Source organism: Streptomyces sp. NRRL B-1347 (assembly GCF_000720325.1).
Classification (GTDB): domain Bacteria; phylum Actinomycetota; class Actinomycetes; order Streptomycetales; family Streptomycetaceae; genus Streptomyces.
In genome coordinates this window covers 1-21,458 of the sequence record NZ_JOJM01000013.1, presented here as the reverse complement: position 1 = coordinate 21,458, position 21,458 = coordinate 1, and the positions used below count along the sequence as shown (strand labels likewise).

The following is a 21,458-nucleotide window of genomic DNA, read 5'->3' as shown; positions in this document are numbered from 1 at the left end:
TGAGAAGGTGTACGGGCGGCCGGTGACCGGGCCGTGGGAACGGACGGAACAGGAGACAGGCAGATGAGTCGCACACCGGGCGCCCCGGGACCGACGGAGACGGCGGGGGCGACGGAGGCGTTCGAGCGGTTCGTCGCCCTGCTCGCGGCCGGCCCGGTCGGGCCGGAGCACCCGGCGGCCCCTGACGAGCCCGGGCCGGGGCTGCCGTCATGGCTGGCACAGCTGGCCGCGGCCCTCTTCCACGGCCAGGACGAGCAGACGGCGCGGCGCTGGGCCCTGCGCGTGCACACCGCGCTCGGCCGCCTCGACGCAGGCGTGCCGTTCGCCGTCGTGCACGACTGGCACGCGCACGCCGTGGCGCCGCTCCTGGCCGAGGTGAGCGCCCGGCGCGGCGGCGACGGCGCGGCCCCGGAGGCCGTACGGCGCCTGCACGAGCGGGCCCTCGCGGGGGAGCGGGCCACGGAGGCGGAGTGGACCGAGGCCCTCGGCCCCGCGCTCACCCAGGTCTACGGCCACGCCTACGCGTACGCCGACGCCTACGCCACGGCCTCCGTCAACGCGCGCGCGTACGCGATGGACAATGACTACGGCGAGGAGAAGGCCGCCGAGTTCGCCGCCATGTACGCGAAGCTCAACACCGACGCCAACGCCCGCTCCTACGCCGACGCCAACGCCCTGGCGCACACGCGCGCGCTGGCCGCGGCCTTCGTCGACGCCGACGAGCGGGCGTTCGCGCAGGCGTATCCGTTCGCGTACGTCCACGTCTACGCGCTCGCCGACGCCGAGCGCGCGGAGCCGGCCGGACGCGACGAGCGGTACCGGGCGGCGTGCGCGCGGCTCGCGGACGGGCTCGCCGCAGCCTTGGAGCGCGTCGCCCCGTGAGACCGCCTTCGCGCGCATGAGGGAGGGGGTGGAGGCCGTCGTGGCCTCCACCCCCTCCCTCGTACGTCAGGCGTACGTCAGGCCGTGGGCCGGTGGCCCGCGATGGCCACGCGCTGCGCGTACCGCGAGTGCGGGAAGTAGTCCCAGATCGCGTGGTGCTGCACACAGCGGTTGTCCCAGAACACCAGCGTGTTCGGGGTCCAGCGGACGCGGCAGCTCAGCAGCGCGGTGTTGGTGATGTGCTTGACGAGCATGTCGATGATCGCCCGGCTCTCGCCCTTGGAGAGCTGCTCGATGTGCGAGACGTAGATGCCGTTGACGAAGAGCAGCTTGCGGCCCGTGTCGGGGTGGCGGGCCACCACCGGGTGCACGTTCACCGGCACGTCGTACTCGGGCGGCGGCGTGGCGCCCTCCCAGGCGAGCAGGCCGTTGTGGACTGCCGTCATCGGGTCCAGGAGCGCCTTCATGGCGGGCGACAGCATCTCGTAGGCGAGGTGCATGTTGGAGAACATGGTGTCGCCGCCGCTGCCGATCTCCGGGGTGCGCGTGACGTACAGCATCGAGCCGAGCGACGGCTTCAGGTCGGCGGTGCCGTCGGCGTGCCAGCCGTGCCCCGCGACGTTCCGCGACTCCGCGTCGGCGCTGATCTCCAGGATGTGCGGGTCGGAGCCCTCGGGGGCGAGCGCCACCGGGTGCAGCTCGCCGAAGTGCCGGGCGAACCGCTTGTGCTGCTCGCCGTCGATCACCTGGTCGCGGAAGACGAGCACGTGGTGGCGGAGGAAGGCCCGCTTGACCTCCGCGGCCTGCTCGTCCGTGAGCTCCTTGGACAGGTCGAGTCCGGACACCTCGGCGCCGATCACCGGGGTCAGCGCGTCGACCGTGATGTGGTCGTAGACCTCGGGCGGCCGGGTGGTGATGGCCTCGATGGCGTCGAGTGCGAACTGCTCCATGGTCGTGTCCTCCTGCGGATCGGATGAGTGGGTGGGGCCGGTGGTGGCGGCCCGCGCGGTGCGGCCGGTCTGCGGCCTCGGGGTACGGCCGGTCAGAGGCCCAGGGCGAGCAGCTCGGCCAGGATCAGCCGGCCGAAGCCGAGACTGCCGTGGATCGCGTCGGTGGCCTCGCTGAACTCCGGGCGCTGGACGCCCGCCGCGTCCGTGACGCGGGCGCGCAGGTCCACCACCTCGACGCCGAGTTCCAGGAGCGCGCGGCGCATGACGTCCTGGGCGGCCATGAAGACCACCGGGTCGGACATGCCGGGCACCCGCTGCGGCGGCATCGCGGAGACCACGCGGAGCCCCAGGTCACGGGCGTGGCCGTAGAACGCGAGGGCGTCGCGGACCGTGGCGCGGACGAGGTCGTCGAAGAGGCGGCTCTCCAGGAAGCCCGGCACGAAGCCGCCGCCGACGCGGTAGACGTCCCAGTTCGCCGTCGTCGCGACGAAGTGCGCGCTGAAGCCGAACGTGCACACCAGCGGCACGGTGAGCTCGTCGAGCCCGCCGATGCCGAGCTCCTTCAGGAAGCCCCGGTAGAGCGCGTCGGTGTCGGCCTTGCGGAAGACGACGTCGTCGCCGCGCCGGTCGAAGAACTCCGCGTTGAAGTCGCGCCCGGAGCCCACCGGTCCGCCGCTGAAGGGGATCCCGGCCGCCTTGGCCGCGCGGCCGATCACCCCCGCGTGCGAGTCGCCGAGGAGCAGGAACCGGGCCGCGGCGGCGTCAGTGGGAGTTGTAGTAGTCGAGTACGGCGTCATCGCACCAGAAGTCCTCTCCGCTGGTCGGGGTGGTGGGCCGGGCGGCGGGCGGCCGCTGCTCCGCCGCGCTCGGGGCCTGGGAGAGCGCCTCGAAGAACCGGCCCATGACGAAGTCGACGCCCTCCGGCGTGACCGTGCGCAGGTTCGGCTCGAAGAACCCGGCCTTGAAGGGGGCGCCGGTGACGATCTCGTACGACGGGAAGTAGTCGACGTGGTCGAGCTCCTGCGCCAGCTGTCCGGCCACCGCGCGCAGCACGGACTTGGAGTACGTGGTGGCGGTGAGCGCGTGGCCGCCCGTCGCGGTCGCCGTCAGCGGGACCGGCGACACGGTCAGGAGCACCCGCAGGCCCGGATTGACCGCGCGGGCGAGCTCGACGGCGCCGGCCAGGTCCCGGTGCACCTCGGCGAAGGTGAAGTTGTGGAACGCGTGCCGCTCGGCGTCGTAGGTGCCGCGCACGGTGCCCGGGCAGACCGGGAGGACCGTGCCGTCGACGCGGTCCAGCCACGCCTCCGTCAGGCCGAGCGTGAAGATGAGGCAGTCCGCCTCGGTGACCGCGCCCCGGATCGCCGCCAGGGTGTGCTCCCGCGCCCTCGCCACCTCGTCCGGCGAGGCGAACCCCTCGGGCTCGACGGACGGGCGGTACGGGTCGAAGAAGCGGTCCCCGTCCTGCCACACCTCCTGCGGCGGGGCGCTCTCGCCGAACGCCCACGACAGCCACTGCCGCAGCGTGGCGGCGGTGTAGATGTTGCCGGTGCGGAACGAGAACGCCCCGTACTGGCGGGCCTCCCGCTCGGCCGGGGTCAGCCCCGGCGGGGCCGGTTCGGCGTCGCGCCAGTTCATGCCGCGCTCCAGGAGGGCGCGGCCGATGTGCCGGGCGAAGCACGACCCCGCGGTGAGGACCACGTCGTCCTGCCCGAGGGCGAACGCGGGTGTCCACAGGCCGGTGATGTCGCGCGGGTCGGGCTCGGCCACGGCGGTGCGCCAGAAGGAGCGCGGCGGCAGTGCTTGATAGGGGTTCATGAGGGTCCTTCGATCGTGCGTCGGGCGGTGTCAGCGGTCCTCGGGGACCGGCGCCGACGTGGCGTTGACGGTGTCGGCCACCGTCAGCACCCGAGGCGCCCGGACGATGTCGTAGTGCGTGGTGTCGAGCGGGTGGCACTCCTGGAGGGCGGGCAACCGCTCCTGCCACAGCCGCTGTTGGCGGTCGGGCGCGCCGAGCGCGGGCAGCCCGGCCACCGGCCGCGTCGCGAGCCACAGCCAGGTGGGCGTGGCCGCGAGCGCGGGCGGCTCGTGCTCCGCCATGCCCGCGATGTTGGCCCGGCAGCAGCGCGCGAGGCGCTCCGCGTAGGCCGTCGCCCCCGCGCTCGCCCGCGCCGCGCCGCCGCCCTGGTTCAGCTCGTGGGCGAAGACCGCCTCAAGGCGGGTGTCGTCGTACGCCCGGAAGTGCGCCCCGGCGTCCGGCGGCGGCGGGTCGAGCAGATAGAGCCCGGCGGCCGGGCGCCCGGCCGCCTCCGCGTCGGCCGCCATGGCCTGCGCCACCCAGGCGCCGAACGACCAGCCCGCGAGCCGCCACCGCCACGTGCCGTGCGGGAAGCGCGCCTGGAGCGCGGCGTGGTACCGGCGGGCCCGCTCGGCCAGGGACCAGACGGGCGGCTCGGCCGCACGCAGCGCGGGGTCGGCGATCAGACAGACGGTGAGGCGGTCGTCGAGGGCCGACACCAGCGCGCGGTACGCCTGGATGTCACCCCCGACCGGGTGCACCAGGCACACCACCTCGTGCCCGGTGCCCTCCTGCCAGACCTCCAGGGTGACCGGCTCGGCGGTGGTGGCGGGCGCGACCTCGCCGAGGTGCGTGAGCACCTCGTTGAGGCTCACCCGGTGGCTGAGCCGGGACAGCTCGATGTCGACGCCGAAGCGCTCGTCCACCTCGGCGATCAGGTCGATCAGCGTCAGCGAGTCGGCACCGTGGTCGTACAGCGAGGCGTCCGGGTCGAGGTCGTCCAGGCCGAGCGCGTCCCGGAGCCACCCGGCGAGCGCACCGGTGTCGGCTGCGGCGGGCCCGGCGTCCGCCGTCGTGGGTTGCCCCACGGCGGGAGCCGCAGCCGGGTCGGCCGGGGGCGCGTAGAAGTCGCGCACTCGCTCGATGTCCGTCGTGGAGACGAGGAGCTGCGGCAGCTGGAGGTGCAGCGCCCGCTCGAAGAGCCGCTGGCCCTCCTTCACCGCGAGGCCGAACGCGAGGTGGGCCTGGTGCCGGGCGTCCGAGCGCAGCGCGTCGCGCGCCATGCCGACCTCGCTCCAGATGTCCCAGTCGATGCCGATCCGCAGCGTGGCCTCGTCCGCGTCCGACCGGTACCGGGCGAAGCCGTCGAGGAGGCCGCCGGAGGCGGCGTAGTCGAACTGGCCGATGCCGCCGAACAGCGCCGCCATGGACGAGCAGTACACGGCGAACTCGGGCCGGTGGCGCTCGATCAGACGCTCCACGAGCAGCGCGCCGCCCAGCTTGGCCGCCGTCACCCAGCGCATCGCGTCGCCGTCGCGCCGGGCGATCAGACCGCCGCCCGCCGCGCCGGCGGCGTGCACCACGCCGTCGACCCGGCCGGTGTGCCGCTCGATCAGGGCCAGGACGTCGTCGGCCGCGGCCGTGGCCAGGTCCGCCTCGACCAAGTCCACGCGGTCCGCCCACTGCGCCAGGTCGGACGGCAGGCGTCCGCTGCGGGACAGCAGGACCACGCGGCAGTCGGCGTGCGTGAGGAGCCAGGCCGCGAGGGCGCAGCCGATGCCGCCCGTGCCGCCCAGGATCACGTAGGTGCCGCCCGGCGCCACGGACAGCGCGGCGGGCGCGGCCAGCGCGGGCGCGGGCACCGGGAGCAGCGCCTGCCGCCACCAGTAGCCCTGCCGAAGGGCGAGCCGCCGCGGCAGGTCCGTCGCGGCGTCCGCCCCGCGGAGCAGGCCCACGACGGCGACAGCCCAGTCGGCGGGCGCGGCACCGGGCAGGTCGAGCCAGCGGCCGTCGACGCCGGACTCCTGCGGCACGACCTCACCGGCGCCCGCGAGGAGCCCCAGCTCGGGCCGGCGCACGTCCCCGTTAACGGGCTGCGCTCCGTACGACAGCCACCAGGGCCGAAGGCTCAGCGACCCGGCCGCCTGGACGAGCGCGGCCGGAGTGTCCAGACAGGCCCACCGGGCGCGCTCCAGGCTCGTCTCGCCGACCGGTCCCGCAACGGTGAGCGGCAGCGCGTGCAGCCAGTCGATCCCGGCCCCGGCCGCGTCGCCCAGGGCGTCGAACAGCTCCCGCAGCGAGTCGGCGTCGGCGGGGTCCACCGCGTACACGTCGTCGGCGAGGCGGGCGAAGGCACCGGCCGCTTCGACCCGCACCACCCGCTCGTACGCCGCGCCGAAGACGCGCATCGCCTCGGGCGGCAGCGGCTCGGCGGTCATGACCACGAGGAGGCGGAGCGTACCGCTCGCGGCCGTACGGGCGGCGCGGGTGAGGCGCGTCCACTGCGGCTGGTGCAGCCAGTCGGCCTCGGGCAGCCGCTGCGGCCCCGCGGCGGCCGCCCGGGGTTCCGCGGCGCGCTCGAAGTCGTACGTGGCGAGGCGGAAGACCGGCGGCGGGAAGTCCCACGGCGCCTGGGCGGGGCCCTCGGGCCAGTGCACGGTCCTGCCGGACAGCCAGGCGTCGGCGAGTTCGGCGGCCGTGCGGCCGGCGGCGGGGCAGGGCTCGTCGTCCGGGGTCACCTCGACGCCGGACGCCGTGCGCAGCCACGCGACCGCCGCGGTCACGTCGGCGTGCACGGCCGCGGCCCGCCAGCGGCGCGGCGTGCGGCCCGCCTGGAGGTGGCGCAGCACCTCGCCGTACGCCTCGGGCCGCGCCTCCAGGTAGGAGGCGAGGCGGTCGGCGTCGGCCCGCAGGCCCTCCGCGCTGCTGCTGGAGAGCAACAGGCAGGGCACGGCGGTGTGTTCGGCGGCCGTGTCCGGCGCGTCGGCGGCTTCGAGCACCAGGTGCGCGTTCGTGCCGCCGATGCCGAAGCTGCTGACCGCGGCGACCCGGGGCCGCGCGTCGGGCCAGGGGAGCGTCCGCGTCGGCACGTAGAACGGCGCGATGTCGGGGCCGAGCTTCGGATTGAGCTGGTGGAAGTCGACGTTGGGCGGGATCACCCCGTGGTGCACCGCGAGCGCGGCCCGCACCAGGCCGACCACGCCCGCGGCGGCGCCCAGGTGGCCGATCTGGCTCTTCACCGACGTCAGCGCGCACCGGTCGGCCCCGGCCAGGTCGAAGGCCTGGCGCAGCGCGCCCACCTCGACCGGGTCGCCGAGCTGGGTGCCGGTGCCGTGGGCCTCGACGTAGCCGAGGTCGGCACTGGTGCGGCCGCTGCGGCGCAGCGCGGTGCGGATCACCTCGCGCTGGCCCGGCAGCGACGGGGCGCTGTAACTGAGCTTGCCCGAGCCGTCGTTGTTGAGCGCCGAACCGGTGATCACCGCGTACACGGTGTCGCCGTCGCGCCGCGCGAGCCGCAGCGGCTTGAGCACGACCACGCCGACGCCGCTGGCGCCGATGGTGCCGCTGGCGTCGTCGCTGAACGGCCGGCAGTGGCCGTCCTTGGAGAAGATGTGCTGCGGGCGGTAGCGGTAGCCGTCCGTCAGGAGCGTGTCGACGAGCACGCCGCCCGCCAGCATCACGTCGGCGTCGCCCTGGCGCAGCAGCCCGGCCGCCACGTGCACGGCCACGAGCGAACTCGCGCACGCCGCCTGGACGGTGAAGGCGGGGCCCGTCAGGTCGAGGTGGTAGGCGACCTTGGTGGTGAGGAAGTCCTTGTCGTGGTGGAGGGCCATCTGGAAGCTGTCGGGCAGCCGCTCGGGGTCGGCCTCGCGCACCAGGGACTGGTGGTACGTGTTCTCGCCGCACCCGGCGACGATGCCGACGCGCCGCCCCGCGGGGTCCGCGATCCCGGCGTGCGCCAGGGCCTGGACGGAACTCATCAGGAGGTGGCGCTGCTGCGGGTCCATCAGCCGCGCCTCCTGGCGGCTGATGCCGAAGTGCTCCGGGTCGAAGCCGAGCAGCCCGGACATCTGGCTGCGGGCGCCGACCAGCCCGTCGGCGGCGTCGAAGTGCTCCATGCCGCGGCCCCCGGACCGCACCAGGTCCCAGAACGCGGCCAGGTCGTCGGCGCCGGGCAGCCGCACGGCCATGCCGATCACGGCGATCGGCTCGTCGGCCAGGCCCTCGGGCCCGGGCGCCGCGGACCCGGGCGCGCTCGTCGCCGCGGCGGCGGAGCCCTGGTCCAGGAAGCGGGCCAGACTGCGGATCGTGACGTGCTCGAACAGGTCGGGAATGGTGAAGTCGAGACCCGGCTCGGCGCCGCAGCGCAGATGGAAGCGCATCAGGTCGAGACTCGTCGCACCGGCGTCGAAGAAGCGCTGCTCGGGCCCGACGGGACGGCCGAGCACGGCTTCGAACAGCTCGGTGAGCCGGGCCTCGCGCGCCGACAGGGCCGGCGCGGCCCCGCCCCGCGGCCGCAGCTCGTCGCCGGGCGCGGTCAGCACCGCGCGGCGGTCCAGCTTGCCGCTCGGCGTGAGCGGAAGCCGCGCCAGCCGCCGGAACCGGTCGATCCGTACGTACGCGGGAAGGAGCGGCGCCAGATGGCGGGCCAGGTCCTCCGGGGACGGGACGTGGCCGGGGCACTCCAGGCACGCCACGAGCCGGGCGTCCTCGTCCCGGGCCACCACCGCGTTGGCGACGTCCGGGTGGCGCAGGAGCGCCGCCTCGACCTGGCCCAGTTCGAGCCGGTGGCCGCTCAGCTTGATCTGCTGGTCGTCTCGGCCCAGGTAGTGCAGGAGGCCGTCGTGGTCGAAGCGGGCCACGTCGCCGCTGCGGTAGAAGGTGCCGAGCCCCGGCAGCTCGACGAAGCGCTCCGCGTTGAGGGCCGGGGCGTTGAGGTAGCAGGGCACCACCATCGGACCGCCGACGAGCAGTCGGCCGGGGCAGCCCGGCGGCACGGTCTGGCCGGCCTCGTCGACCACCCGCAGCCAGGCGCCCGTCACGGCGGTGCCGATGGCGGGGCGCTCCGGCCAGCCCGCCGGGTCGCCCTCCAGGCACAGGGCGCTCACGACGTGCGTCTCGCTCGGCCCGTAGTGGTTGAACAGCCGTGCCCCGCGCAGCCCCGCGAACCAGGTGCGGATCGCGTCGGTGCACAGCAGCTGCTCGCCCGCCGTGATCACCTCGCGCAGCCGCGCGGGGTAGCGGCCGAGCCGCACCGCGTGCTCGGCGAGGACCTGGAGCGCCACGTACGGCAGGAAGAGCCGTTCGATCCCCGCGGAATCGAGCTGGTCGAGGAGCGCGGGCGCGTCCTGGCGCCAACCGGGCCGGACGAGGTGCAGCGTGCCGCCGCCGCACAGCGTGCTGTAGATCTCCTGGAAGGAGACGTCGAACGACAGCATGGAGAACTGCTGGGTGGCGGCGGGTGCCGTGAGGCCGCCGGACGTGCGCTGCCACTGGAGCAGGTTGCACATCGTCAGGTCGGGCACCTGGACGCCCTTGGGCGTGCCGGTGGAGCCCGAGGTGAACAGCGTGTAGAGCGGCCGCGCCCCGGCGTGCGGCGGGAGCTGCTCCACCGGTTCCACGGCGGCCGCGGCCGCCGTGACCACGTGGCGCGGCAGGTCCTCCGGAGCGAGGGCGGCCAGGGCCGCCTCGTCGCCGGGCGTGACGAGCACGCACAGCGGCTCCACCTGCTCCAGGATCTGCCGCAGCAGCCCGGGCGGGTACGTCGGGTCGAGCGGCACCGCGGTCAGGTTGAGCCGGGCGAGCGCGAGGAGCGCCACCACGTGCTCGACGGACGGCTGGAAGTACAGCGCGACGTGGCACGGGCTGCCCGGCACCACCGGGTGCCGCTCGCTCAGCTCGGCCGCGAGGGCGGCGGCGTGCGCGTCGAGTTCGGCGTACGTGACGGTGCGGTCCCCGGCGGCGAGCGCCGGTGCGTCGGGGGTGCGCCGCGCCTGCCGGGCGAAGCCCTCGGCGACGGTGGTGAACGGCAGCGGCTCCGCGGTGGAGCGGCCGAGCTCGGGCAGGGCGCGCCGGTAGGGCGCGACCAGCTCGGCCAGGGTGGTGTCGGAGCCGTCGGCCAGCTGGTCCAGGGCCTGTCGGAACAGCGCGTCGAGGGCCGCCAGCTGCGCGGTGTCGAAGTGCGCGGCGTCGTACTCCCACAGGCAGTCGAAGCCGGTGCCGCGCTCGATCACCGACAGCGTCAGCGGGCACTTCGCCCGGTCCGGGACCGGCCACTCGGGGCGGGTCGCGCAGCCGGGCAGGGCGAACGCGTCGAAGTCGGTGTTCTCCAGGACGAACAGGAAGTCGAACGGGGCGCCGCCCGCGCCCGCTCCCCGGTCCGCCAGGGCGTCGGCGAGGGCCACGTCCTGCCGGTCGAGGACGGCGCGCGCCGCGGCGCCGTGCTGCCGCAGCTGGGTGCGGAGCCGCTCGCCCGGCGCCAGGTCGAGGGGCAGCAGGACGGTGTTGGCGAACATGCCGACGCTGGCCTCGAAGTCCTGCACCGGCCGGTTGGCGACGGGGCCCGCGATCCGGGGCCGGGCGCGGCCCGTCACCCCGTACAGGCTCCAGGCGTACACCCCGAGGAGGAGCTGGAAGCGGGTGAGGCCGAGCTCGGCGCAGAGCCGGTCGAGCGCGGCGCGGCGGTCCGCGTCGAGCGTGGTGTGCAGCAGCCCCGCGCGTTCGTCGGGACGGACCGGCTCCAGCGGCGCGCTGTCCGGGGCGGCGTCGGCCGACTCGGCGTAGTGCGCGCGCAGTTCGGCGCGCTGCGTCCGGTAGGCCTCGCGGGAGAACCACTCGCTCTGCCAGGTGGCGTAGTCGAGCGGGGTCGGCGCGGGCCGCGTCTGCTGCTCCGGTGCTTCGCCGTCGTGTGCGTAGTCGGCCGAAAGCTCGCGGAAGAGCACGTTGAGGGACCAGCCGTCGACCGCGATGTGGTGCAGGAGCAGCAGCAGTTCGCCGCCGCCGGTCCTGGGCAGCCAGCAGGCGCGGAACAGCCGGGGCCGCGCCAGGTCGAAGGGGGCGGCGAGGAACCGCGCGGTGAAGGCGCGGCGGCCGTCCTCGTCGCGCAGCGCCTGCGCGTCCGGCTCCGTCCACGGGTCGTACGGCTCGGCCACCACCTGCCGCACCCCCTCGGGCGTGGCCTCGAAGGCGGTGCGCAGCGCCGGGTGCCGCTCGACGAGGCGGGACAGGGCGCGCCGCAGCGCGCCGGTGTCCACGTCCCCGTCCACGCGGAAGACCATCGGCACGTGGTACGCCCGTGACGCGGGGTCGCGCTGGTGCAGGAGCCAGAGCCGCTGCTGCTCGGAGGTCGCGGGGGCGGAGCGCGCACCGGCCGGGGCGGGCGCCGCCGGGTAGGGCGAGCCGCCGGTGCCGTCCGCGTCGCGGCCCGCCTCGACGGCGGCGGCCAGCTGGGCGAAGTCCCCGTGCAGGACCAGGGCCTGGGGCAGTTCGCAGCCCCAGCGGCGGCGCGCCTCGAAGCGCAGGCGCAGTGCCTTCAGGGAGTCGCCGCCGCAGGCGATCCAGCGATCGGCGAGGCGGAGCCCGGTGAGGCCGAGCACCTCGCCCGCCAGATCGAGCACCTCGCGCTGCCGGTCGGTGACGGCCTCGGCCGCACCGGGTTCGTCGGCCCGTCGCCAGGGCGCGTCGGGGCGCCGCAGCAGCGCGGCCCTGTCCACCTTGCCGTTCGCGTTGAGCGGCAGCGCGTCGATGAGATAGGCGCGGTGCGGCCGCATGTACGCGGGCAGGCTCGCCGCCAGGTGCGCGTCGAAGTCGTCGTACGCGAGGTCGGCGCCGAGGACGAGATAGGCGAGCAGTTCGTTGACGCCGCTCGCGTCGCGGCGGGTGCACACGTAGGCCTGGCGCACCGCCGGGTGCGCCACGATCTGCCGCTCCAGCTCGCCCGGTTCGACGCGGAAGCCGCGGACCTTGACCTGGCGGTCGGCGCGCTCCACGTACGCCACGTCGCCCGCGGCGTCCAGGCGCACCAGGTCGCCGGTGCGGTAGTGGCGCCGGGAGCCGTCCTCGTGCCAGGGCAGCGTGACGAAGCGGCGCTCGGTCTCCTCGGGGAGGTTGCGGTAGCCCGCGGCGAGCGCCTCGCCCGCCAGATACAGCTCGGCCACCTCGCCGGGCGCGGCCGCCCGGCTGCCGTCGGCCGCCACCAGGAGCGTCTCGGTGCCCGGGAGGGCGCGCCCGATCGGCACCACGTCGCCGTCGAAGTCGCGCGGAATGGGGTGGCACAGCGCGAACGTGGTGGCCTCGGTGGGGCCGTACACGTTGTGCAGCCGCGTGCCGCTGTCGGCGTTGTCGCGGTACCAGCGGCGGATGAGGCGGGCGTTGAGCTGCTCACCGCCGGTGAGGACCTGGCCGACGGAGGAGAAGCAGTGCGGCACCTTGTCCACGACGGCGTTGAACAGCGCCACCGTGATGAACACGATGTCGACGCGCAGCCGCTCCAGGGCGGCCGCGAGGACCTCGGGGTCCTGGACCGTCCCGTCGTCGAGGAGCACGCAGCGGCCGCCGGTGAGCAGCGGCACCCACACCTCGAAGCTGATCGCGTCGAAGGCGGGGTTGGACATGCAGGCGAAGCCGGCGCCCTCGTGCGTCTCGACGTAGCCGGGCCGGGCCAGGCGCAGGACGCCCGCGTCCCGCACCTCGACGCCCTTGGGCTGCCCGGTGGTGCCGGAGGTGTAGAAGACGAACGAGACCGGCGCGGCGGGCGCGAGCTCGTGCGACGCGCCGTGGCCGCCGTCGAGCAGCGCGGCCACCGGCAGCGGCCGCACGCCGTCGGGTAGCGCGTCGGGCGCCGCGGCACCGTGGATCACCGCCACGCTCGCCGAGTCGGTCAGGATGTGGGCGCGCCGGTCGGCCGGGCTCTGGGCGTCGAGCGGCACGACCACCGCGCCCGCGCGCAGGGCGCCGAGCATGGCGCAGACCAGCTCCCAGGAGCGCGGCAGACCGACCGCGACCGCCTGGCCCGGGCGTACGCCGTGGTGGCGCAGGGCGGCGGCGACGGCGGCGCTCGCGGTGTCGAGCTCTCCGTAGGTGCGCGACCGCTCCCCTTCGACGACCGCGACGGCGTCGGGGTGGCGGCGGGCCCGGTCGAGCACCGCCCGGGCGAGCGTGGGGGCCGAGGACGGCACCGGTGCGGCGATGGTCATTCCGCCTCCCGTGCGGGGGCGGACTCGGCGAGCCGCGGCTTGGCGGACCCGGCGAACCGGGCCAGTTCCGACTCGATCCGCGCGGCCACCCGGAGGATCTCGGCGGACTCCAGCATGCCCCAGTGGTCGCAGGCGATCGACTCCACCTCGAAGTCGCCGTCGGCGCGGTCCCGCCAGAAGTCCCGTACGTCCGCGAGGAATTGGTCCGTCGCGCCCTCGACCGCCTGGAGGAAGACGGTGCGGGCCGCGGTCGGCCGCGGGTCGTAGGCGACCGCGGTGGTGCGGTTGTGGTTGTAGATGTGGAAGTACTGTTCGATCTGCCGGTCGTCGATGCCCGGGTACATGCCGTTGAACTTCACCAGCTTGTCGCGGAACTCGGCCATGTCGACGGTGGTGATGTTGGCGCGCTGCTCCGCGTTGCCGGCGCCCTGGGCGTCGAGCAGGACCACGCTGACGTCCCGGTGGCCCGCTGCGGCCAGCAGCCGGCCCATCTCGTGGACGACGAGACCGCCGTAGGAGAGTCCGGTGAGGATCAGCGGCCCGCCGGAGAGCGGCTCGATGAGCTTCAGATAGGCCTCGGCCATGGCCTCGACCGTGGGCAGGAAGGTCTCTCCGGGGTTCACGCCGGGGGACTGGATGCCGTGGACGCCGACGTTCTCCGGCAGCGCCTTGGCGAGCGAGAGGTAGCAGAATGCGGTGCCGCCCGCCGGGTGGACGCAGACGACGTGCGCGTCGCCGTCGCCCGGGCGGAACTGCAGGAGGTTGCTGGGCGGCGCTCCGGAGGCGCCGCGGCGCAGCCGCCCGCCCAGCTCCTCGATGGTCGGGTGCAGCATGACCTCGCGGACCAGGAGGGTCTCGCCGAAGGCCTCGCGGATGGCGTGCACCAGCTTGATGGCGGAGATCGAGGTGCCGCCGATGTCGAAGAAGCTGTCGCGGATGCCGATGTCCGGCTGGAGCAGCAGGCTCCGCCATATCTGATAGAGCGTCAGCTCGATGTGGTCGCGCGGGCTCGCCAGGTTGACCTGGGCGGGCCGGTCGGCGCGGGCCCGCTCCAGGAGCGCCGCCCGGTCGAGCTTGCCGTTCTGGGTCTGCGGAAGGCGCGGCACCTCGACGAAGATGCCCGGGATCATATGGGCCGGGAGGCGCTGGGCCAGGGCCGCGCGCCACTCGGCAGCCGGGCGCGGCGCCGCGTCGCCCACGCCCACGGCGGCCACCAGCTGCGGCTCGCCCGCGCCGTCGCGGTCGGCGATGACCGCGGCCTCGGACACGCCGGGCTGGTCGAGCAGCGTCGCCTCGATCTCGCCCAGCTCGATGCGGAAGCCGCGCACCTTGACCTGGTGGTCGCGGCGCCCGGCGTACAGGAGGTTGCCGTCCGGCAGCCAGCGGACCAGGTCGCCGCTGCGGTACATGCGCGCGCCGGGCACGAAGGGGTCGGCCACGAACCGCTCGGCGGTCAGATCCGGGCGGCCCAGATAGCCGCGCGCCATACCGGCCCCGGCGATGTACAGCTCGCCCACCACGCCGACCGGCACCGGCCTGAGGCGCTCGTCGAGCACGTACGTACGGGTGTTGGCCACCGGCGGGCCGATCGGGGCCTGGCGCTCCAGCGGCTGGGGCGTGAGGTACGCGGTGCAGTACAGGGCGGTCTCGGTGGGGCCGTAGCCGTTGAGGATGTGCAGCCCCGGCAGGACCTGGGTCATGCGGTGCAGGCTGTCCTCGGGCAGCGGCTCCAGACCGGTGTGGATGTAGCGCAGGGACAGGCCCGCGAGACGCTCCTCGGGAGCCTCGCAGATCCACTTCACGTAGGCGGGCGGAAGCAGCGCCTCCACGATGCGGTGCTCGCGCATCCAGTCCAGGAGGGCCTCGGGGTCGTCCCGCACCTCCTTGGGCACCAGCTGGAGGACCCCGCCCGAAGTGAGCGGGAGCAGCAGCTCCTGCACCGAGGCGTCGAAGGCGAAGCTCGGCCACATCGCCGATGCCTGGCCCGGCGTCGCGTCGAACTGCCCCAGCCAGTAGTCCAGGAGGTTGAGGATGCCCCGGTGCGTCGCGGCCACGCCCTTGGGGCGGCCGGTGGAACCGGAGGTGTAGATCACGTACGCCAGGTCGTCCGGGCGGAAGCCGCGGCCGGGCGCGTCGTCCCGCGCCCCCTCGGCCTCCACGGCGGTGAGCGGCAGCCAGGCGTCGTCCGGCGGCGCGGCGTCGTTGCTCAGGACCAGCAGGGCGTCGGCGTCCGCCACCATGCCCGCAAGGCGCTCCGCGGGCAGCGCGGGGTCGAGCGGCAGATACGCGCCGCCCGCCTTCAGGACGCCCAGGATGCCCACGAGCAGGTCCACCGACAGGTGCGTGTGCAGGCCGACGACGCGGTCGGTCCCGATGCCGCGGGCGATGAGCGCGTGGGCGAGCCGGTTGGCACGCCGTTCGAGCGTGGCGTAGTCGAGCGCGTCGCCCCCGTGGACCACGGCGGTCTGGCCGGGCCGCTCCCGCACCTGGGCCTCGAAGCGCTCCACCAGACCGGCGGGCGAGCCCGCGCGGGCGGTGTCGTTGAAGTCCACGAGCACCTGACGGCGGGCGCGGTCGTCGAGCAGGGTCACCTCGGCGACCGGCGTGTCGGGACCCGCGGCCAGCTGCTCCAGGACGTGCCGCAGCTGGCGGCCGTACCGCTCGGCCGTCGCGGCGTCGAACAGGGCGGTGGCGTAGCCGAGCGCGCCCGTGAGCCGGCCGCCCTCCTCCGCCAGGGACAGGGTCAGGTCGAACTCGGCGACCTGGCGGGGCGGGGCGAGCGGGGTCGCCTCCAGGCCCGGCAGCGCCCACGCGGCCCGCTCGGTGCCGTTCCAGTCGAACATCACCTGGAACAGCGGCGTGTGCGCGAGGCTGCGGACCGGCTTGACGAGGTCGACGACCTGCTCGAACGGCAGGTCCTGGTGACGCAGTGCTGACAACGTTGCCGTGCGGGCGCGGTCGAGCAGCCCGGCCACCGTCAGGTCGTCGGACACGTCGATCCGCAGCGCCAAGGTGTTGGCGAAGCAGCCGATGAGCCCTTCCAGTTCGGCGCCGCGGCGGTTGGCGGTGGGCGTGCCGATCACCACGTCGGACTGGCCCGCGGCGCGCGCGACCACCAGGGCCCACGCGGCGAGGACCGTCGTGGACAAGGACGCGCCGTCGCGCCCGCCGAGGTCCTTGAGCGCGGCCGTCAGCTCCTCGTCGAAGGCGAGCTCGACGCGCCCGCCGCGGTAGTCCTGCTCGGCCGGGCGCGGCCGGTCGGTGGGCAGCTGGAGCACCGCGGGGGCGTCCGCGAGGGCCTGCCGCCAGTAGGCGCTCTGCCGGGCCGCGGCCCCGTCGGGCGAGGGGTCGGCCAGCCACTGCCGCTGCCAGGCGGCGTAGTCGGCGTACTGCGCGGGCAGCGGCGGCAGCGGGTCGGGCGCGCCCTCGCGGAAGGCCGCGTACAGGGCGCCGACCTCCCGGGTCAGGACGTCCATGGACCAGTCGTCGGACACGAGGTGGTGCACCGTGAGCAGCAGGACGTGCCGGTCGGCGCCGAGGACCACCAGGCGGCCGCGGAGCAGGGGCCCGCGCGCCGGGTCGAACGGGGCCGCGGCCTCCTCCCGCCGCACGCGCGCGAGTTCGGCCTCGGCCTCGGCGTCGGGCAGGCCGGTCAGGTCGTCGGTCGCGAGGGGCAGGCCGGCGCCGGGCGGGTCGATCCGCTGGACGGCCGCGCCCGCGACGGCCTCGAGACGGGTGCGCAGCACCTCGTGGCGGGCGACGAGCGCGTCCAGGGCCCGGCTCAGCGCCGTCCGGTCCAGGGCGCCCCGCAGCTCCACCGCCGTGGGCAGGTGGTACGCCTCGCTCGCGCCCGGCATTTGCGACAGGAACCACAGCCGTTGCTGTGCGGAGGACGCCACGAGGGGGGCGGCGCGGTCCGCGGTCGGGAGGGTGACGGAAAGGGGGATGTCGCGGTTCGCGGACAAAGCTGACTCTTCCACTCTGCGGGTGGGTTATTCACGGTGGTGAGGGGAGTGGTGACGGAAAGGCGCGGAGCTATTACTCAGCGGGGTCGGCCGAGTATCTCGGAAGTTCCGAATTTGCAATCGGATCCATAATGCGTCGGGCCTTTGGATCCAAGGCGCGCTGATCGTAAGCGAATTCGTTGCCGCGCGGGCCCGACGTGCCGTCTGACCTGCTGTGCGGCCTGCATACCTCCGGACAGGTGGGGAGCCGTCAACGGGATGATCGATCAGCCCTTGAGGGTCTGTCAATATGGCTGCGCCTGTCCTGCCCGGCCGCAAACGAGCGGTATGGGAAAGGTCATAGACGTAGGCTCGGGTATTGCCTGGAGGGGCCGGTTCCGGGCAGATTGGGCCGACCCGTCCGTGCTAGGGGCAGCCATCGGCCGCCGCAGCCGCGGACCGGCGGGCGCCAACCGCCCTGACGGAACCCGCTCTTCGGTCAGGCGGGCGGTGCCTCGGCTGACGCCGCCCGTCGCAGGTGCGCGGCGAGGGCCGCGGTCGCGGGCGCGACGGCCCGGTCCCCGACGCCCCACGCCAGCAGGAGCCGCCGCCGCGACCAGGCGTCCTGCAGCGCGCACACGTCGAGCCGCCGGTGCGGGTCCAGGGCGCGGCGCGGCACGACGGCAAGCCCCACCCCGGCGGCCACCAGGGAGACGAGGGTGCTCAGCCCGGCGACGCTCGTGCGGTAGCGCACCACCGGGGCGTGCGGGCCGAGGTGCTGCTCGATCCAGCGGCGCAGCGAGGACTCGGCGTCGAGGCCCACGAGCGGATGCTCGGCGACCTCGCTGTAGGTGAGGGCCGCGCGCCCGGCGAGGATGCCGCCCTCCTGGCCGATCACCACGAGGGAGTCGTCGCCGAGGGGTTCCAGGACGAGCCCGCTGTCGTGGGCCTCGTCGTCGACGACGACTCCGAGGTCCGCCTCGCCGTCGGCGAGCATCCGCACCGTCCGCGGGGTCCGGCTCTCGGACGCCGTGACGTCGGTGTCCGGGTGTTCGCGCAGGAACGACACCAGCGCCCGCGGCACGAGCCCGTGCATCGCGGAGCCGCCGCTCAGCAGCGTCAGGGGCGCGGCGGGGGAGCGGGTGTAGCTGGCGACGGCGCTCTCCAGGCGCGCCGTGTGCGTCAGGACGTCCCGGGCATGTCGGGCGAGGGCCGTGCCCGCGGGGGTCGGCCGCACCCCGCGCCGCCCCCGGATCAGCAGCGCGACGCCCGCGTGCCGCTCCAGGGAGCGCACCCGGGCGCTGGCCGACGGCAGGCTCAGATGCATCCGGCGCGCACCCGCCGTGATGGACCCCTCCGCCACGATGTGCAGAAAGAGCCGGAGGTCGTCCAAGTCGTAACGCACCCCCGTGAGCCTATGGCACAGGCTGAGGCACAGTGTGTCGATTACGCATTGTGGGGCCGCCCCTGGCCGCGTGATGCTCGGCAGGTGTCCGAGATCCTGTTGGCCCTCATCGCCGGTGTCGTCGCCGGCACGCTGAACGCCCTCGGGGGCGGCGGCACGTTCGTGGCGCTGCCCGCGCTCGTCGCGGTCGGCGTGCCGCCCGTGACGGCGAACGCCTCGTCGACCGTCGCCCTCCTCCCCGGCACCATGGCGAGCGCCTGGGTGTACCGCCGCGACGTCACGCCGGTGGGGGAGACCTCCACGACCGCGCTGACCTCGGTCAGCGCGGTCGGCGGCGGCCTCGGCGCGGGCCTGCTCCTGGCGCTGCCCGCGGCCTCCTTCGACGCGGCAGTGCCGTGGCTGCTCGCCTTCGCCACGGTGGTCCTCGCCTTCGGCCGCCGCCTCGCGCGGGCCGTGAGCGACGCCACGGGGCGCCCGTTCGGCATCGGCCCCGCGGCCGTGCTCGGAGGGCAGTTCCTGCTCGCCCTGTACGGCGGATACTTCGGCGGAGCCGTAGGCATCATGATGATGGCCCTGTGGAGCGTCGGCCTCGGCCTCGACACGGCGGTCAGCAACCCCATGCGGACCGTCCAGATCGCGGCCATCTACCTCACCGCGGCCGTGCTGTTCCTGGTCGCCTCGGACGCCCTGAACACCCCCTGGCTCCTCGTCGCCATGCTCACCGGCGCCGTGACGGGCGGCTTCACGGGCGCCCACTTCGCCCGCCGCCTGTCCGCACGGGTGCTGCGGGGCGTCATCCTCACCACCGCCGTCACCATGACCGTGCTGTACTTCGTCCGCAGCTGGGGCTGATCACGGTGCCCGAGGCGACCGGCGGCGGCCCTGGAGCCGCCGCACCGTACCCGCGGGCGGCCCGCGCCCGGCTGCTCCTCGCGTACGAGGCGTACGGACTCTCCGAACTCGCCCGCTCCGCCGTGCCGGTCGGACGGCACGAGCTGCGCCGCGACGGCACGCCCCGCTCGCCGGGCACGGCCCTGGCCGACGCCGCCCAAGTGCTCGCGGCCGCACGGAGGTTGCTCGCGGCGGCCGTCGTGTACGAACGCGTCGGCGGCGCCTCCTGGCAGCTCGTCGGCGACGTGCTCGACGTACCGGCGGACACCGCGAGCGAGCGGTTCGCGCGGGCCGAGGCGCGGTTCCGCGCGGGGGCGCCCGAGGCGGACGACCCCTGGTGGCGCGCCCATGTGCTGCGGGTGCCGCGGGAGGCCGCGCACGACCTCGACGACTGGGTGCTGCGCCGCGCCGACGGCGAAGCGGACCCGGGCGCCGCGCCGGTGTCCGGCGGCCTGCCCTAGCCGGACCGCCGCGCCGGAGCGGTGAGGCCCCGCTGACCGCCCCGCAGGGCCAGCGCGTGGTTGGCGCGGAAGACCGGGCGCGCCATCGGCATCCAGCGCCGGAGCGAGGCCTTGCGGACGGTGACGTCCTGGGTGAGCGTGGCGACGCAGCCGTGCGGCCCGTCGGGGGCCACGACCCAGCGGACGCTGCCGGAGATGTCGCCGTCGAGCGCGGCCTCCAGGACGTGCTCGACCGGGTCCTCCACCACCGCCGTCAGCGTGGCCCGCAGCGCGTAGGGGAGCGCCGACCTGATCACGATCTCGCACTCCCGCTCACCGGTCCGCCGCACGGAGCGGAAGGCGGGCCACCACGTGGGGTAGTCCCCCACGTCGGCGAGCCTCGCGTACACGGCGTCCGGCGCGAGCGGCGCGCGCCAGGTGCCGGTGAGGCGGATGTCGTGGCGGTTCACGTGGTACTCCCTTGCGGCAGCGGGGCGGCGGGCGGGGGCAGGTGGTCGCGGGTCCTGGCGAAGAACGCGGCCGTGCCGAGCAGCCACATGGCGAGGAACCAGGCGGGGCCGAGCAGCAGATGACCGTACGGAGTGACGGCGGGCGTGAAGCCCGCGGCGACCGCGACCTGGGTGGGGCCGTACCCGGGCAGGAGCTGGAGCCCGTCCTTGTCGGCTCCCGCGTTGCTCATGGGGTTCTGGAGCATGGTGTCGAGCAGGCTGGCCATGATGATGACGAAGAGACCGGCGAGTTCGTTGCGCAGGAAGGCGCCGAGCAGGATGCCGATGCCGCCGTAGCTCACGGCGGCCGTGAACAGGCCGAGCGCGAGGAGCGCGGGCCGGACCGGGTCCCAGTACCAGCACACCACCGCGGTGGCGTACGCCGCGATGAGCGCGGAGGCGACCGCCATCGCGACGACCTTGCCCAGCAGCAGACAGGAGCGGGGGTAGCCGGCGAGCGCGAGCCTGCGGTCGAAGGCGAGCGCCTTGAAGGTCGTCATGAACATCATGAAGCCGACGATGAGCGTGACCGTGTTGACGGCTCCCGACACCATCGTCAGGTGGTTGCCGTCGACGGTCACGGTCCGCCCGGCGGCGCGCAGCAGGAAGCGCAGCCGGTCGGGGGTGACGAACCAGTGCTCAAGGGTCAGCCAGAGCGGGATGTAGCCGACGACGAGCACGAGGGCGAGCCGGTTGCGGGCGTGTTCGAGCAGCGCGAACCCGGCGCCCGTGCGGAAGGCCTCCCAGGCCCGGCTCACCGCGCCGCCCCGCGGGCGTCGGCAGGGCGGCCCTCGCCGGACCACGGCGTCGCCACGCCGTCGCGCAGCCGGTGCACGACGTCGAGGCGCCCGGCGTCCCAGGCCAGGTGCGACACGACGAGGACGCAGCGGCCCCGGTCGCGCAGCCGGGTCGCCACGTCCCAGAACCGCAGGTACGTCTCCCAGTCGAAGCCCTGGTACGGCTCGTCGAGCAGCAGCACCCGCGGGTCGTGCAGGAGCGCGAGGGTCAGGTTCAGCTTCTGCCGGGTGCCTCCGCTGAGCAGGCCCACGCGGGTGTGCCGGTACTCGGCGAAGTGCAGCTCGTCCAGGAGTTCGTCGGCGCGGCCCGGCCCGTCGATGCGGTAGGCCGTACGGAACCAGCGCAGGTGCTGGTCGACGGTGAGCGCCTCGTTGAGCACCGCCTCCTGCGGGCAGTACCCGAGCGGGCCGCGGCGCTCCACCTGGCCCGCGTCGGCGGCGAGCTGCCCGCACAGGATGCGCAGGAGCGTGCTCTTGCCCGAGCCGTTCTCGCCCACGACGCCCGCCAGGGTGCCCGGTTCGAGGCCGAACGAGACCCCTCTCAGGACGCGGCGCTTGCGGTAGGCCTTGTGCACGTCGCGCACGCGCAGGGCGTACGGGGCGGTCGGCACGGCGATCTCCTCCTGCGGGGGTGGCGGGGGCGCGCGG

12 protein-coding genes are annotated in these 21,458 nt (G+C 74.9%); 3 read left to right on the top strand and 9 right to left on the bottom strand.

Going from position 1 to position 21,458, the window contains the following annotated elements:
* The first annotated feature begins 63 nt into the window (after positions 1-63).
* A complete protein-coding gene (locus IG74_RS0113990) occupies positions 64-882 on the top strand; it encodes a hypothetical protein (RefSeq protein ID WP_051854875.1) in 819 nt (272 codons plus the stop codon).
* Positions 883-959: 77 nt separating this feature from the next.
* Here the strand turns inward: IG74_RS0113990 and IG74_RS0113985 are convergent, their stop codons facing one another.
* The 6 genes from IG74_RS0113985 to IG74_RS0113960 all read right to left on the bottom strand — a co-directional run bounded on the left by IG74_RS0113985 (position 960) and on the right by IG74_RS0113960 (position 18,173).
* Positions 960-1,832, bottom strand: coding sequence for a TauD/TfdA dioxygenase family protein (locus IG74_RS0113985; protein WP_030675322.1), 873 nt, complete (start codon positions 1,830-1,832; stop codon positions 960-962).
* A gap of 92 nt (positions 1,833-1,924) precedes the next feature.
* Positions 1,925-2,629, bottom strand: coding sequence for a hypothetical protein (locus IG74_RS0113980; protein WP_030675318.1), 705 nt, complete (start codon positions 2,627-2,629; stop codon positions 1,925-1,927).
* Positions 2,595-3,650 (bottom strand): GSCFA domain-containing protein, encoded by a 1,056-nt coding sequence (locus IG74_RS0113975; RefSeq protein WP_030675315.1) that lies wholly within the window; start codon positions 3,648-3,650, stop codon positions 2,595-2,597. Before IG74_RS0113975 ends, IG74_RS0113980 begins: the two co-directional genes overlap by 35 nt.
* 30 nt (positions 3,651-3,680) lie before the next feature.
* Positions 3,681-12,824, bottom strand: a complete 9,144-nt coding sequence (locus IG74_RS0113970; RefSeq protein WP_030675311.1) for a non-ribosomal peptide synthetase — start codon at positions 12,822-12,824, stop codon at positions 3,681-3,683.
* Entirely contained in the window at positions 12,821-16,681 is a 3,861-nt protein-coding gene (locus IG74_RS0113965) for a non-ribosomal peptide synthetase (RefSeq protein WP_051854903.1), read from the bottom strand. Before IG74_RS0113965 ends, IG74_RS0113970 begins: the two co-directional genes overlap by 4 nt.
* Positions 16,682-17,267: 586 nt before the next feature.
* On the bottom strand, positions 17,268-18,173 hold the full coding sequence (locus IG74_RS0113960) for a LysR family transcriptional regulator (protein WP_030675306.1): 906 nt from the start codon (positions 18,171-18,173) through the stop codon (positions 17,268-17,270).
* A gap of 84 nt (positions 18,174-18,257) precedes the next feature.
* On the opposite strand from IG74_RS0113960, the gene IG74_RS0113955 reads away from it, so the two are divergent.
* Both IG74_RS0113955 and IG74_RS0113950 read left to right on the top strand, forming a co-directional pair.
* Positions 18,258-19,025 carry a sulfite exporter TauE/SafE family protein gene (locus IG74_RS0113955; RefSeq protein WP_030675304.1) on the top strand — a complete coding sequence of 256 codons (768 nt, stop codon included), beginning with the start codon at positions 18,258-18,260 and terminating at the stop codon, positions 19,023-19,025.
* Positions 19,026-19,030: 5 nt separating this feature from the next.
* Positions 19,031-19,525, top strand: coding sequence for a hypothetical protein (locus tag IG74_RS0113950; RefSeq protein ID WP_107058937.1), 495 nt, complete (start codon positions 19,031-19,033; stop codon positions 19,523-19,525).
* Here IG74_RS0113950 and IG74_RS0113945 read toward each other — a convergent pair.
* From IG74_RS0113945 to IG74_RS0113935, 3 genes are all read right to left on the bottom strand, one after another.
* Positions 19,522-19,974, bottom strand: a complete 453-nt coding sequence (locus IG74_RS0113945) for an SRPBCC family protein (protein ID WP_051854874.1) — start codon at positions 19,972-19,974, stop codon at positions 19,522-19,524. The genes IG74_RS0113950 and IG74_RS0113945 overlap by 4 nt on opposite strands.
* Complete coding sequence (locus IG74_RS0113940; RefSeq protein WP_030675294.1) at positions 19,971-20,771, bottom strand: hypothetical protein; 801 nt, start codon at positions 20,769-20,771, stop codon at positions 19,971-19,973. Before IG74_RS0113940 ends, IG74_RS0113945 begins: the two co-directional genes overlap by 4 nt.
* Positions 20,768-21,458: ABC transporter ATP-binding protein (locus tag IG74_RS0113935; protein WP_420709889.1), on the bottom strand; the 691-nt coding region annotated here is incomplete at its 5' end. The genes IG74_RS0113935 and IG74_RS0113940, both read right to left, overlap by 4 nt.